The sequence below is a fragment of the Vreelandella venusta genome (assembly GCF_007989605.1).
In the GTDB taxonomy this organism is placed as follows: domain Bacteria; phylum Pseudomonadota; class Gammaproteobacteria; order Pseudomonadales; family Halomonadaceae; genus Vreelandella; species Vreelandella venusta.
This window is the reverse complement of the sequence record NZ_BJUL01000009.1, coordinates 119,340-132,625: the sequence shown is the minus strand read 5'-3', so window position 1 is coordinate 132,625 and position 13,286 is coordinate 119,340. Positions and strand designations below refer to the sequence as shown.

Below are 13,286 nucleotides of genomic sequence, written 5' to 3'. Positions count from 1 at the left end.
ATGAGCACCATTCGACTCACTATGGCTCAAGCACTGGTCAAGTACCTTGCCGCTCAGCGTATTGATATCAATGGCCAAGAAGTGGCGCTTTTTGAGGGAGTGTTTGCGATTTTTGGTCATGGCAACGTGGCGGGCTTAGGCGAAGCGCTGTACCACGTGCAAGACGAATTGCCGACCTTTCGTGCCCATAACGAGCAGTCCATGGCCCACGCGGCGATTGCCTTTGCCAAAGCCAATGGTCGCCAGCGCCTAATGGCGGCGACCAGCTCCATCGGCCCAGGGGCGACCAATATGGTCACCGCTGCGGCGCTCGCTCATGCCAACCGTTTGCCGATCCTACTGCTGCCGGGGGACACCTTCGCCACCCGCGAACCCGATCCGGTACTGCAGCAAGTGGAACATTTCGGCGACCCGACGATTAGCGTCAACGACTGTTTTCGCCCGGTATCGCGCTATTTCGACCGCATTAACCGCCCCGAGCAGTTGCTGACCAGCCTGCCCCAGGCGATTGCCACCCTGCTTGACCCTGAGCACTGCGGTCCCGCGACTCTGGCGCTGCCCCAGGATGTGCAAACCTTTGCCTACGACTATCCTGCGGCATTTTTTGCTCCCAAAGTGCACCGCATCCGCCGCTCGCCACCAGATGCTTACGAGCTTCGTCAAGCCATCACCGCACTGCAGCAGGCTAAGCGCCCGTTGATCATTGCTGGCGGCGGCGTGCACTACGCTGCTGCCTGCGACGCCTTAGCCGAGTTTGCCAAAAAGCGTGCTATTCCGGTGGCTGAAACCCAGGCGGGCAAGGGTGCGCTGGCCGATAGCCACCCTTGCGCTGTGGGTGCCATTGGGGTGACCGGTAGTGCCGCGGCTAACCAGCTAGCGGAGCAGGCGGATGTCATTCTGGCGGTGGGCACACGACTGCAGGACTTTACCACTGGCTCTCGGGCGCTGTTTGAAGGCAACGATAAAACACTGATCGCCCTTAACGTTGGCCGTTTCGATAGCTTGAAGCATCAAGCGTTGCCGCTTAGCTGCGATGCTTTGATCGGGCTGGGGCAACTCGACGCAGCGCTGGGCGAGTGGCGCGGTAGCGATGAATGGCGCGAACAAACCGGCACGCTCAAACGCGAATGGGTCGAAATAGTACGCCGTGTAACCGCAGATCAAGGGCTAGCGCTGCCCACCGATGCTCAGGTAATAGGGGCCGTCAATCGCCAGGCTGGCAACGATACTACCGTGGTCTGCGCTGCCGGTGGTTTGCCCGGTGAGCTGCACAAACTCTGGCAATGTTCGGGCCCTGGCAGCTACCACGTTGAGTACGGTTTCTCCTGCATGGGTTATGAAATTGCTGGCGGGCTGGGCGTCAAGATGGCCAAACCTGACAGCGAGGTAGTGGTGATGGTCGGCGATGGCAGCTACCTGATGCACAACTCGGAGCTGGCGACCTCGGTGATGCTGGGCCACAAGCTGACAGTGGTGGTGTTGGATAACCGCGGTTATGGCTGTATCAACCGCTTGCAGCACGCCACTGGCGGCGCGGGGTTTAACAACCTGCTGCAGGATTGCCTCAGCGTCGAGGCGGGCGCACCGAAAACCGATTTTGCCGCCCACGCTAAAGCGTTGGGCTGTAAGTCTGAATCAGTGAGCGGCATTGCGGAGCTAGAGCAAGCGTTGCTGCGCGCTCGCAGCGCCTCTTCGACCTACGTGATTGCCCTGGACACTGATCCACTGCCCAGCACCCAAGAAGGTGGTGCCTGGTGGGAAGTGGCTGTTCCCGAAGTCTCCGAGCGTGAAGCCGTCAATAAAGCCTATCAAGGTTACCGCGAAGCCAAGCAGCGCCAGGCCCGCTAATCGAATGCAGAACATCAGAGAGTCGGCGATAGGGTAAAGCGCCCTAACGCCAAAAATACTCAGACAAAAATGACAAGGAATACGCTATGCCAACGGTTACTTTAGGCATCAATCCGCTCACCTGGACCAACGATGACTTACCCAGCTTGGGCGGCGCAACACCGCTGGAAACCTGCTTGAAAGAGGGGCGCGAGGCAGGCTTTAGTGGTTTTGAATTAGGTAACAAGTTTCCTCGCACGCCTGACGCCTTGACTCAGGTGCTTAGCGCCCATGACTTGGCGCTTGTGTCGGGCTGGTACTCCGCGCGGCTGTTGGAGCGCACGCCTGAAGAAGAGATTGGCGCTATTCAGGATCATATGAACCTGCTCAAGCAGTGCGGCGCTAAGGTAATGGTGCTATGTGAAGTTACCCACTGTGTGCATGGCGATCAGGAGCGGCCGCTCTCACAGCGTCCGCATCTTTCCGAGCAACAGTGGCAGCGCCTGCTGCATGGCCTTGAGGTGGTGGGTGACTACCTGAAATCCCAGGGCATTCAACTGGTGTATCACCACCACCTGGGCACGGTGATCGAAAGCCAGGCCGACGTTGAACGCTTAATGGATTACACCGGCGAGGGCGTAGGTCTGCTACTTGACTTTGGTCATCTACGCGGTGCTGGCGGCGACCCGCTGGCCATCGCCAAACGCTACAGCCAGCGCATTCACCATGTGCACTGCAAAGACCTGCGTTTCCCTGTGCTGGACGCAGTGCGCAACCGCGACAAAAGCTTTTTAAACGGTGTGCTAGACGGCCTGTTTACGGTGCCGGGGGATGGCAATGTGGATTTTCTGCCCGCCTTAACCCACCTGTGCGAACAGGGCTACCAGGGGTGGTTAGTGGTTGAAGCCGAGCAAGACCCCGAAGTCGCCCATCCGTTGACCTATGCTCGCCTTGGGTATCGCAACTTGCGCCAACTTGCCGAGCAGGCAGGTTTTGACGTTGCCAGCTAAACAGTGCCAATCGCCGCCTTTTAATCAGGAGCTTTTATGAAGATGTTATCCCATTATCTTAATGGTGAGTTCTCCACTGGTCAGAGCCAGCGCACTGCGCCGGTTTATAATCCGGCCACTGGCGAACAAAGCGCCCAGGTAGCGCTAGCCACCGCCGATGAAACTCGTGAAGCCGTGCGTATCGCCGACGAAGCCTTTGCCGGCTGGTCAAAAGTCTCGCCGCTAAAGCGCGCGCGTATTCTGTTTAAGTTTAAAGCGCTGGTTGAGGAGCACACCGATGAGCTGGCGCGCCTCATCTCCAGTGAGCACGGCAAGGTGTTTTCTGACGCCAAAGGCGAAGTGACCCGCGGCCTGGAAGTGGTTGAGTTTGCCTGCGGCATTCCCCATCTGCAGAAGGGCGAGCACTCCATGAACGTCGGCAGTGGCGTTGATAGTTACTCGATGATGCAGCCGCTGGGCGTGTGTGCAGGTATCTCGCCGTTCAACTTCCCCGCGATGGTGCCCATGTGGATGTTCCCCATCGCTTTGGCCTGCGGCAACACTTTCGTCATGAAGCCTTCGGAAAAAGATCCCTCCACGCCGCTGCGCCTAGCGGAGCTGCTTAAAGAGGCGGGCCTGCCGGATGGTGTCTTTAACGTCGTCAATGGCGATAAAGAAGCTGTCGATGTGCTGCTCACCGATGAGCGTGTTCAGGCGGTAAGTTTTGTGGGTTCCACCCCCATCGCCGAGTACATCTACGCCACGGCGTCAGCACATGGCAAGCGTGTTCAGGCGCTGGGCGGGGCTAAAAACCATATGGTGATTATGCCCGATGCGGATCTCGACCAAGCCGTGGGTGCCCTGATGGGCGCGGCCTATGGCTCAGCAGGCGAGCGCTGTATGGCAATTTCTGTTGCTGTACCCGTGGGCGAAGATACCGCCAACCGCCTGCGTGAAAAGCTGGTGGCTGAGCTGGATAAATTGACGGTCGGGCCTGGCCTGGTTGATGGCCCTGATAATGATATGGGGCCGCTCATCACCCGCGAGCATCGCGACAAGGTGGCGGACTATATTCAGGTTGGTGTGGATGAAGGCGCAGAGCTCGTGGTCGATGGTCGCCAGACAACGGTTGATGGCGCAGGCGATGGTTACTTTATTGGCGGCACTCTGCTCGATCATGTGACGCCAAAAATGCGTATTCACTCGGAGGAGATCTTTGGCCCGGTGTTGGCTATTGCTCGCGTGGCGAGCTTCGACGAAGCGGTCAGCATGATCAACGCTCATGAATACGGCAACGGAACGGCAATCTTTACCCGCGATGGTGATGCTGCGCGTCAGTATTGCGAGCAGATCCAGGTCGGTATGGTCGGCGTTAACGTACCGATTCCGGTACCCATGGCGTTCCACAGCTTTGGCGGTTGGAAGCGCTCGCTGTTTGGCCCGCTGCATATGCACGGCCCCGATGGTGTGCGTTTCTACACCCGCATGAAAACCATCACCCAACGCTGGCCCAGCGGCATTCGTGACGAGACTAACCACTTCACCATGCCGACCATGTAAGCAGCCTACGGGGCACGACACCATTCAACGCCGGGCCCAGCCCGGCGTTATTGTTTTAGAACAGGGATAACCACAATGAAAACCCTCAAGATTGGCCTGATCGGCACTGGTTTTATGGGTAAAGCCCACGCCATTGCCTTTAATGCAGCATCCAGTGTTTTTGAACTGCCTGCCAAGCCCGTTTGCGAGCTGCTGGCGGACGTTGACCTTGCCACTGCGGAGAGCCGAGCGCGGGCCTGGGGATTCGCCCGCGCCACCGATGACTGGCGCGCCCTGGTAGCCGATAGTGACGTGGATGTGGTGGATATCTGCGCGCCTAACTTTCTACATAAAGAGATGGCGCTGGCCGCCATTGCCGCTGGCAAGCATGTTTACGCTGAAAAACCGCTGGCGTTGAGCACGGCAGACGCCGACGAGATGGTTAACGCGGCTGAAAAGGCGGGCGTCAAAACATTGGTGGGCTTTAACTACATTCGCAATTCCGCCACCCAGTTGGCTCGTCAGATTGTCGCCAGCGGTGACATTGGCGAGCTGATCCACTTTCGTGGGCGGCACAACGAGGATTACCTGCTCGACCCGCACAAGCCCCACGACTGGCATACCAAGCGCGCTACTGCAGGCGCCGGTGCATTAGGCGATGTGGGGTCGCATATCCTTAATATGGCCGAGTTTTTAACCGGGCAGCGGATTAGCGAGGTTTGCGGTCAGCTACAGACTGTCATCCCCACTCGGCCTAGTGCCGACGGCAGCGGTATGGCCGCGGTAGAAAACGATGATCAGGCCCAGGCTATGCTGCGGTTTGATAAAGGATTAATCGGCAATATCGAAACGTCTCGGGTGGCGGCTGGTCGCAAAATGGGCTTGGCCTACACGCTAACGGGCACCAAAGGCGCCATTGTGTTTGATCAAGAGCGCATGAGCGAGCTGCAGTTATATCGCCACGACGGTGCCCATGGCAGGCGTGGGTTCACTACGCTGTTAGCAGGACCGGAACACCCCGACTATGCCGCGTTCAGTCCCGCGCCAGGACATGGTCTAGGCTATAACGATCAGAAGATTATCGAGGTGCGCGATTTGGTGGAGGGGATCATCAACCATCGCCCCCTTTACCCCGATTTCCGCGCAGCCGCACGGGTGAATCGCTTGATAGATGCCATCGAAACGTCAGATCAAACGGGGCAGTGGGTTCATGTGTCATCTTAGCAGCCCTGTGCCTGACTAAAACCTGAAGCACCCGCTGAGCGATAATGGTTTGCTGACAATGTTTTGGTGATGATAACGATAGAAAAGGCGTACTTCGCTTTAGGCATTTTGCAAAGTACGCCGCGCTTCCCTCCAGCCAGCTGCAACGCCATAAACAACCATCAGGACCAGGCCGCTAAGGATCACGAGAAAATCAAACCTTCGTGTCAGGAAAACGGCGCCAGCATCGCGCTAATATCTTTGTCCTTGTAGGGCGGATAGACATCGACGGTCTTGTCCGCGGGCGAAATCAGCAGCGACTTAGTGTTGCTGAGTGCATCGAACCCCGTCTTGCCGTAATACTTCCCTATCCCTGAATTGCCGACCCCGCCGAAGGGCAGCGAGCCGACCCAGCAATGCAGATTGGTCAGGTTTACGCAGCCGCCGCCGAAGGACACTGACTGAAGAAAGTGCTCGATCGTCGCCTCGTCGCGGCTGAAGATATAGGCGGCCAGCGGTTTGTCTCTTGTCTTCAGCATTTCGATCAGCGTGGCCATGTCGCCGTAGCGCAGGATGGGCAGCACCGGACCAAACACTTCCTGCTGCATCGCTGGGTCCGACCAATCGGAAGGATAAAGCAGGGTGGGCTCGACGTAACGGGCAGGCACATCGAAGCGCCCCCCGAGTACGGTTTTGTCCGGCAGGATATAGGAAGCAACGCGCTGCGCATCTTTCTCGCTGATCATGCGCGCGAAGTCAGGGCTTTGCGAGGGATCGGCCCCGTACATGCGCGTGACCGCAGCTTTCAGTTTCTCGACAAAAATGTCTGCGACACTATCATGTACGCAGACGAAACCGGGCGCGATGCACCATTGACCCGAGATCGCATTATGCCCCCAGGCGATGGCGTCGGCGGCACGATCAAGGTCTGCGGTTTCGTCGACGATTGTCGGGTTCTGACCACCCAGCTCTAGGATCACAGGCGTCAGGTGCTCGGCAGCGGCACGCATGACGACTTTGCCCACCGCCGAACTGCCGGTGAAGAAAATGAAGTCGAAGGGCAGCTCCAGCAGCGCAGAGATCTCCTCGCGTCCACCAGTAACCACGGATACGTCCTCGGGCTCGAAATATTGCGGCACCAGTTCCGCGAAAAGCGCGGCAGTTGCGGGCGTAGTGTTAGCTGGTTTCAGGATCACGGGATTACCCGCTGCCAACGCCGCAATGGCTGGATCGAGCAACAGGAGGATCGGCGCATTGAATGGCCCGATCACCAATGTCACGCCGAAGGGTTCACGTCGGATCACACCGCGCTGGCCGAGCTTTGCCAGTCCTTCGGGGATTTCGATCTCTTCCGGTGCCATCAGCCGGTCCAGATTGTCGCGATAATAGGCGATATTTCCCATCGGCACCGTGATCTCGAACTGCTGTTCGAACGGCGGCTTGCCGAAATCTTGATGAAGTGCCGCACACCAGCGTTCGCGATGTTCAAGCAGCATGCGCTCCATTCTCGCGAGCTGATCTAGCCGCCAGTCGCGTGATTTCGTGCGGTCGCTGAGAAAAGCTGTTTTCTGGCGGTGGAATAGCGTCTCATACGGATTGTTCATATGTCCGGTTCCCCATTAGCGTGCAGGTGTTAACGGTCATTCACTCGACTTCATCCTGTGTTGTTGTTGTCCGGTGAAGTCGGTCTATTTATTTCCTTCGTTTTTTCCCTCGGCCAGCAGCTTTCCGTTCGACAGTTGTGCCCTGAGCATTGGCATCTTGTTTCAAAGATGACTCGCTCATCAGAATCGCCCTATTGCCTGATTCCCTGCGTTATCCGGAGCCGTGCCGCACATAGCAGAAATATATGGGCACCTTCACCAAGTCAAGCGGTGCTTAGCGATTTCTCCTTTCAAGTGTTGCAGTGCCCGCCAGGGGCACATGGTTATAGGATGATTAAAGTAGCTAACCCCAAGAACGACATAAAGCCGACCACATCCGTAACGGTGGTTAAGATGACGGCACCTGATAATGCGGGGTCTATTTGTAACCTTTTCAACACTAAGGGAATCAGCACCCCTGATAAGTTCGCTAGGCTCATATTCACAAAGATGGCCAGCGTAATCACCAACGTAATCAGCGGATCGCCAAACCACAAATAAGAAATTCCACCAACGACGAGCGCCCACACCAAGCCGTTACTCATCCCTACCCACAGTTCCTTGTTGTAGAGCCACTGTTTGTTGTTACCGGCAATTTGCCCCAGCGCTAAACCGCGGATCACCACCGTGAGGGTTTGGCTGCCGGCAATTCCGCCCATACTCGCGACCACTGGCATCAGGATGGCTAGCGCTACAATTTGATCCAGCACCTCTTCAAACTGTCCAATCACAAAAGCCGCTAAAAAGGCCGTGAGCAGGTTAATGCCTAGCCAAATGCCGCGGCTCTTTGCGCTGCGCAGTATCGGAGTGAAGACTTCTTCTTCGTCGCTGACGCCCGACATGTGCTTTAACGTCATATCAGCATCATCTTGGGTGATTTCTAATACATCAGCGGCGTTCAACTGGCCCACTAACAGGCCGTCACTATCGCAAACCGGGACAAAAGGCAGCTCTTTAGAGCGGAGCAGTGCGGCGGCCTCGTTTACCTTCATCTGGTCATTGAGTGTGAAGGGGGCAACCATGTACTCATCAACGACGCTCTCCTGCGGTTGTTTGACGAGGTCAATCAGCGTCAGCGTGCCCAACAGGCGTTTATCCTTATCGGTCACCATGATTTGTTGCGACTCATCATCCAACAGCTGATGAATACGGATATAGCGCTGTACGGCTTCCAGCGATACGCCCTGTTTTACATTGACCGTTTCTGGGTCCATGTAACGCCCAACCACGTCATCTTCATAGGAGTGCAGGTTCTCAACCTGGGCGCGGATCTCCTGATCTAGGCTGGCATAGACAGTTGTTTTGATCTGTTCGTCGGCGACGTCGAGAACTTCAGCCACTTCCTGGGCATCAAGGCCTTTTACGATTTGCTCTACAACGCTGGCAGAAAGGTCTTCAATATAGTCGGCACGAATATCTTCATCGACTTCGGCGAGTACTTCGCCGAGCAGTGCCTCAGGAATGTACTCCCACAATCGGTCGCGAGTTTTGGTTGGAAAAGACTCGAGCGTGCGCGCAATCGATAAAATATCGAGTTCAGTAAACAGTTCGCTTAGAGCGGCGGTATCTTCCTCATCTAACCGTTTTTGAAGATAGAGCAGTTGCTCCTCTGAATTTGTGTATTTTTCCTCATCGCGCATAGAGTCCGTCCTTATTGGAAGCTTAGTGTTAAAAGCTTAGTGTTAAAGAAGTGCAAACTCCTGGCGGCTCGCTTTATGAATGTTATAGACAGGTAGGGTTGAAAGCCATGGCGGTATTGTGATGCAAGCACACGATATACCAGCCCATATCAAGCCCAAGCAGCTCTACAGCTGGAAGTGGCGATCACCTCACTAAACGATGAACTATCAGTCACATTAGCTATGAGACGAAGGCTCTGGCCGGGTCGCCAACCAAAGTGCAATCAGCATCAGTAGAGCCACTACCGAGCCGCTTAACCAACCAGGGCCAAGTGACCAAACGATAATTATCGCGCTCACTGCTATTGTGCAAACGGCAACAATCTTAGCGCGCTTGGGGATGGCGCGTTCTTGCTCCCAAGTAACCAGCAGCGGCCCGACATAGTGGCGGGAGCGAATCCAGGCTTCAAAGCGTGGCGACCCCCTTGAGGCACAGTAAATCGCTATTAGCATAAACACGGTGGTCGGCAATAGAGGCAGAAAAATGCCTAATACGCCGATGCTGAAACTCACCCCTGCCAGCATTACCCACATGAGGCTGATCAGTCTCATTCTTGCTCCCCGATTGGCACACGGTAATGCATATATTGCCCGTTACGTATGGATAAGTATGGACTTATATGAAGGCTTTGCCACTCTGCGGGATAGCGTTTGTTGGCTGCTGACAGTTAGCTTAAGGCGTTAGAGCGAGAAGCGGGGCAGTAGTGTTGCCGCTACTGATAGGCAGCAGCTCTACGTCATAAACCTTGGCGATGGTGGCGGGGTCAAGCACTAGGGTGGGCGAGCCGTGAGCAATCCGCTGGCCCTGATGTAACAGCCATACCCGGTCGGCGTAGGTGCTGGCGAGATTGAGGTCGTGGAGCACGCAGACAATCGCCATCTGGTGCCGTTCTGCCCAAGCGCGCAGTTGGCGCATTAAGCGCTGTTGCTGACCGATGTCGAGTGCGCTGGTAGGTTCGTCCAGCAGTAAAAGCCCGCCATCTTTAGCGCTAGAAGAGCGCCGTGAGAGTAGCTGGCAGGCACCTCGTGCAATCATTACCCGTTGGCGTTCGCCGCCAGAGAGTGAAAGCACGCTGCGTTTAGCTAAATGGATCAGATCTAGATCGTGCAGCAGTTCCGCAATCAGTGCGCTGCTGGGGTTACTGCCTAAGCCCACCAGCTCGGCGAGCTGCCAATCAAAGCCGGGCAGCTCTTGCTGGGCAACCAGCGCCCGACGATTGGCAAGCTCGCTGATTGGCCACTCACTCAGGCGTTTTCCGTCCAGATGTAGCTCGCCCTGTTCACAGGGGCGAAATCCCGACAGCATACTAAGTAGCGTGCTTTTACCCGCGCCATTGGGACCAACAATGGCGAGTAGCTCACCAGGGCGCAGAGTGCCGTCCAGCGGCGCGATTGAGGGCGTGGTGGTAAAACCCGCCTGGTGTAGGGTTAGCATGCCCGGTTCCGACGCATTAGCAGGTAAAGAAAATAGGGGCCGCCCAGTAGGCTGGTTAATAGCCCAACGGGAATTTCGGCGGGGGCACTGAGGGTGCGCGCCAGGGTATCGGCCACCACTAGCAGTAGTGCACCGCCTAACATAGAGGCGGGTAGCAGCAGGCGATGGCCAGGCCCGAGCCACAGTCGCAGGCAGTGGGGGACGAGCAAACCAAGAAAGCCAATCACGCCGGTAAGCGCGACGCACAGCCCTACACCCAGAGAGGTAGCAACGACCACGCGGCGTTTTAAACGCGTCGCGTCCAGGCCTGCTGCATGGGCGGTAGATTCGCCCAACTGAAGTAGGTCAAGCTCACGAGCACTGCGTATTAACAGCCATAGGGCAAACGCAATCAGGGCAAGGGCTACGGCTGTGGTGCGCCACAGAGCGTTGGTAAGCGTGCCCATTCCCCATAAGCTGAGCTGACGAAGTTGCTCGTCGCTGGCAATAAACGCCAGTATGCCGCCTCCAGCGCCTGCTAACGTGTTGATTGCCAAACCTGCTAGTAGCAGTGACATGACGGCGGCACTGCCACCCCCTTGGCGCTTGGCAATGCCAAACACCACTAAGCAAACGCTAAGCGCACCGAGAAAGCCCGCTGCAAACTGGCCATAGAGGCTACCGGCAGCGCTGCCCTGAAATAGCACAATCCAAAGTGCTACAAATAGCCCTGCACCACTGGCAAGGCCTAATAGCGTTGGGTCGGCCAATGGATTTCTAAATAACCCCTGCATAGCAGCGCCACTGCCCGCCAGCATCGCTCCCACGGCAACCCCCAAGAGTAGGCGCGGTAGGCGTAGCTGCCACCACACTTGGACACTGAGTTCATCTGCGCTGCTATTGATGAGTGCCCAGGGTGACACGCCTAACGCGCCTGAAGCAGCACCCCAGCCGAGGGCGATCAATAACGCCAGGGTAAGGCCACTCAATACACGTGCTGTCCGGCTAAGCGGTAACAAGGGACGATAGCGATCGTGTGAAGCGCTGGTGATCATCGGCTAGCCTGCTCTGTGCCAAGCAGTGCTTCAATGTCCTGGCGCAAGGTGAGTAACTGGTCAGGCGTGCGGGGGCCAAAGCCGAGCAATGCCTGATCATCAATCACAATAAGCCGCTGTTCGCGTCCTGCGGGCGTTAAGCGCATACCCGGTAACTGCCATAGCGCGTTTTCACCGCCCAGCGCGTCTAACCCCCGTTGGGACATAATCACTAGCGCGGGTGCTTCCTTGGCCAGGGCTTCGGCACCCACGCTGTGGTAGCCCTGCATCTCGGCAAAGGCATTTTCCAGCCCCACCGCTTCAAGCGCGGTGTGCGCCGCTGTATTGCTCCCCGCTGCACGTGGGGTTAAGCCGCTATGCTGCATGATAAACATCGCACGGATCGAAGGTAGGGCGGGCAAGTTGGCCAGCCGCTCAAGCTTATCCGTTAAGACGGCTGCTAGGCGTTCACCAGCGTCGTCACGCTCTGTTAATCGCGCGACAGATTGGACTTTTTCAGGAATCGCTTTAAGCGAGGTGGGTGCGTCAATCACATCAACCGTTACGCCTACAGCCTCTAGCTGTTCCAACACTTCCTTCGGGCCGGAATGCCCCGCTGCTAACACGCGATCCGGCGCGACGGAGAGGACGCTCTCCGCCGACAGCTGGCGCAGGTAGCCGACCGAAGGCAGGGCGGCCATTGCTGGTGGGTGGAGTACCGTATCGTCGCGGGCGACGACCTCGATATCCGCGTCAAGCGCGGCGATGGTTTCAGCGATATCGCCGCCTAGTATGACCCAGCGTTCGTTGGCTAGTGCCCCGCCAGTGGTTAACCAGCCAATCAGTAGCGCGGCAAGCGAGCGGCGTGCGAAGCGTGAGGCGCTCATGCCACGGCCTCTTGACTGCCAAGCTCATTTAGCAACTGCCGCCACTCTGGACGCTCCACGCGACCTTCCTGGCGCTCAGCGTAAATTTGCAGCACCAAAGAGCCTTCGGCATCAAAGGCTTCTACATTGGTGACGCCACCGTCGCGGTTAGGCTTGCTGACCTGCCACATTTGCTCAATGGCGGTGTCATTAAGGTGCAGCGTGAACTGCTCGCCAAACAGGTTCAGCCAGCCGCGGGCGCGCTGAGGTTCAGGTAGCGTGCCCGTGCGAATTTGCACACAGCCAGGACTGGCTACGAACAGCATCAGTGGCAGTGCGCGCTGACTGGCTTTGGTTAACAGATTTTCCAGGGCATCGACGGGCAGCGCGCGGGTATAACGGCCTTCCATTAGCTGGTTGGCTTCAATGCGCTCTAGATGGTGGCGCTGGAGCAGGGCGAAAAATTGGTGCACATCGCGCATCGCCGCCCATTCGCTGGCGAGTGTCGGCGCTTCAGGAAGCGCACGCTTTAAGCGAGGCACGCTTTGGGTAAACGCAGGAGTATCTAGGGTGCCTAGAGCGGCTAATGCGCCCCATGGGCGGGGCAGCGGATTTTCCAGCGCAAAGCTTTTGTGAATGGCGCAGCCATGCTGATTGAAAATTTGCAGGCTCCAGCGCCACTGGCCTTGCTCGTTCTCCGTGGGCATGGGGTCACGAATTAGGCAAGCCCAGTGCCAGTGGGAGTACAGCAACCGTAAATCTAGGCCGCCTGGGTCAAGCAGCAAGCCGGTTTGCGGCCCGCCGTCCAGGTCAGGGTAATCACCGGTTTGCTCAAGCACAGCTAAACGGGAGCGGGTGAGCGCTTTGACTCGGCCTAACAGAGGGAGGCGAGACGCAAGGTCTTTCGGCGTGAGGGGCAGCGTCCATACGTCACGGCCTAAGCGCGCGGCCTGAAGTTCGCCTTCACTAATTGATAAGCGCTCGGCAATATCAATCGCTGGCAGGCGAGGCTGTGCCGCTCGTGCTGCGTCAAAGGCTTCGAGAATTGCGATCTGCTGGGACTCAATCATACGTCACCTCTAGGCTTAACAT

The 13,286-nt window shown here is 57.0% G+C and carries 10 protein-coding genes and 1 pseudogene; 4 read left to right on the top strand and 7 right to left on the bottom strand.

What is annotated here, in order from left to right; genetic code table 11:
- The 4 genes from iolD to HVE01_RS12200 all read left to right on the top strand — a co-directional run bounded on the left by iolD (position 1) and on the right by HVE01_RS12200 (position 5,579).
- Positions 1 to 1,848, top strand: coding sequence for a 3D-(3,5/4)-trihydroxycyclohexane-1,2-dione acylhydrolase (decyclizing) (gene iolD / locus HVE01_RS12215; protein WP_146944409.1), 1,848 nt, complete (start codon positions 1 to 3; stop codon positions 1,846 to 1,848).
- Positions 1,849 to 1,934: 86 nt separating this feature from the next.
- Positions 1,935 to 2,837, top strand: a complete 903-nt coding sequence (gene iolE, locus HVE01_RS12210) for a myo-inosose-2 dehydratase (protein WP_146944407.1) — start codon at positions 1,935 to 1,937, stop codon at positions 2,835 to 2,837.
- 36 nt (positions 2,838 to 2,873) lie between these two features.
- A complete protein-coding gene (locus HVE01_RS12205) occupies positions 2,874 to 4,376 on the top strand; it encodes a CoA-acylating methylmalonate-semialdehyde dehydrogenase (protein ID WP_146944405.1) in 1,503 nt (500 codons plus the stop codon).
- Positions 4,377 to 4,451: 75 nt separating this feature from the next.
- Entirely contained in the window at positions 4,452 to 5,579 is a 1,128-nt protein-coding gene (locus tag HVE01_RS12200; RefSeq protein WP_125752068.1) for a Gfo/Idh/MocA family protein, read from the top strand.
- A gap of 206 nt (positions 5,580 to 5,785) precedes the next feature.
- Here the strand turns inward: HVE01_RS12200 and HVE01_RS12195 are convergent, their stop codons facing one another.
- The 7 genes and pseudogenes from HVE01_RS12195 to HVE01_RS12165 all read right to left on the bottom strand — a co-directional run bounded on the left by HVE01_RS12195 (position 5,786) and on the right by HVE01_RS12165 (position 13,264).
- Entirely contained in the window at positions 5,786 to 7,162 is a 1,377-nt protein-coding gene (locus HVE01_RS12195; protein ID WP_146944403.1) for an aldehyde dehydrogenase family protein, read from the bottom strand.
- Between the two features lie 323 nt (positions 7,163 to 7,485).
- Positions 7,486 to 8,841, bottom strand: a complete 1,356-nt coding sequence (gene mgtE, locus HVE01_RS12190) for a magnesium transporter (protein WP_146944401.1) — start codon at positions 8,839 to 8,841, stop codon at positions 7,486 to 7,488.
- Between the two features lie 216 nt (positions 8,842 to 9,057).
- Complete coding sequence (locus tag HVE01_RS12185) at positions 9,058 to 9,432, bottom strand: YbaN family protein (protein WP_232060280.1); 375 nt, start codon at positions 9,430 to 9,432, stop codon at positions 9,058 to 9,060.
- 121 nt (positions 9,433 to 9,553) lie between these two features.
- Positions 9,554 to 10,255: pseudogene (locus HVE01_RS12180) on the bottom strand (ATP-binding cassette domain-containing protein); the annotation flags it as partial.
- Positions 10,256 to 10,308: 53 nt separating this feature from the next.
- The gene (locus tag HVE01_RS12175) at positions 10,309 to 11,349 is read right to left on the bottom strand and encodes a FecCD family ABC transporter permease (RefSeq protein ID WP_146944397.1); all 1,041 of its coding nucleotides are present in this window, start codon (positions 11,347 to 11,349) and stop codon (positions 10,309 to 10,311) included.
- Positions 11,346 to 12,215: a heme/hemin ABC transporter substrate-binding protein gene (locus tag HVE01_RS12170; protein ID WP_146944395.1), complete on the bottom strand. Its 870-nt coding sequence runs from the start codon at positions 12,213 to 12,215 to the stop codon at positions 11,346 to 11,348. The genes HVE01_RS12175 and HVE01_RS12170 overlap by 4 nt, the downstream gene beginning before the upstream one ends.
- Positions 12,212 to 13,264 carry a ChuX/HutX family heme-like substrate-binding protein gene (locus HVE01_RS12165; RefSeq protein ID WP_146944393.1) on the bottom strand — a complete coding sequence of 351 codons (1,053 nt, stop codon included), beginning with the start codon at positions 13,262 to 13,264 and terminating at the stop codon, positions 12,212 to 12,214. Before HVE01_RS12165 ends, HVE01_RS12170 begins: the two co-directional genes overlap by 4 nt.
- Positions 13,265 to 13,286: the final 22 nt, after the last annotated feature.

What these genes read in the sequence shown, in the direction of transcription:
- iolD (WP_146944409.1), top strand. Translation starts at nt 1, where the DNA reads ATGAGCACCATTCGACTCACTATGGCTCAAGCACTGGTCAAGTACCTT.
- iolE (WP_146944407.1), top strand. Translation starts at nt 1,935, where the DNA reads ATGCCAACGGTTACTTTAGGCATCAATCCGCTCACCTGGACCAACGAT.
- HVE01_RS12205 (WP_146944405.1), top strand. Translation starts at nt 2,874, where the DNA reads ATGAAGATGTTATCCCATTATCTTAATGGTGAGTTCTCCACTGGTCAG.
- HVE01_RS12200 (WP_125752068.1), top strand. Translation starts at nt 4,452, where the DNA reads ATGAAAACCCTCAAGATTGGCCTGATCGGCACTGGTTTTATGGGTAAA.
- HVE01_RS12195 (WP_146944403.1), bottom strand. Translation starts at nt 7,162, where the DNA reads ATGAACAATCCGTATGAGACGCTATTCCACCGCCAGAAAACAGCTTTT.
- mgtE (WP_146944401.1), bottom strand. Translation starts at nt 8,841, where the DNA reads ATGCGCGATGAGGAAAAATACACAAATTCAGAGGAGCAACTGCTCTAT.
- HVE01_RS12185 (WP_232060280.1), bottom strand. Translation starts at nt 9,432, where the DNA reads ATGAGACTGATCAGCCTCATGTGGGTAATGCTGGCAGGGGTGAGTTTC.
- HVE01_RS12175 (WP_146944397.1), bottom strand. Translation starts at nt 11,349, where the DNA reads ATGATCACCAGCGCTTCACACGATCGCTATCGTCCCTTGTTACCGCTT.
- HVE01_RS12170 (WP_146944395.1), bottom strand. Translation starts at nt 12,215, where the DNA reads ATGAGCGCCTCACGCTTCGCACGCCGCTCGCTTGCCGCGCTACTGATT.
- HVE01_RS12165 (WP_146944393.1), bottom strand. Translation starts at nt 13,264, where the DNA reads ATGATTGAGTCCCAGCAGATCGCAATTCTCGAAGCCTTTGACGCAGCA.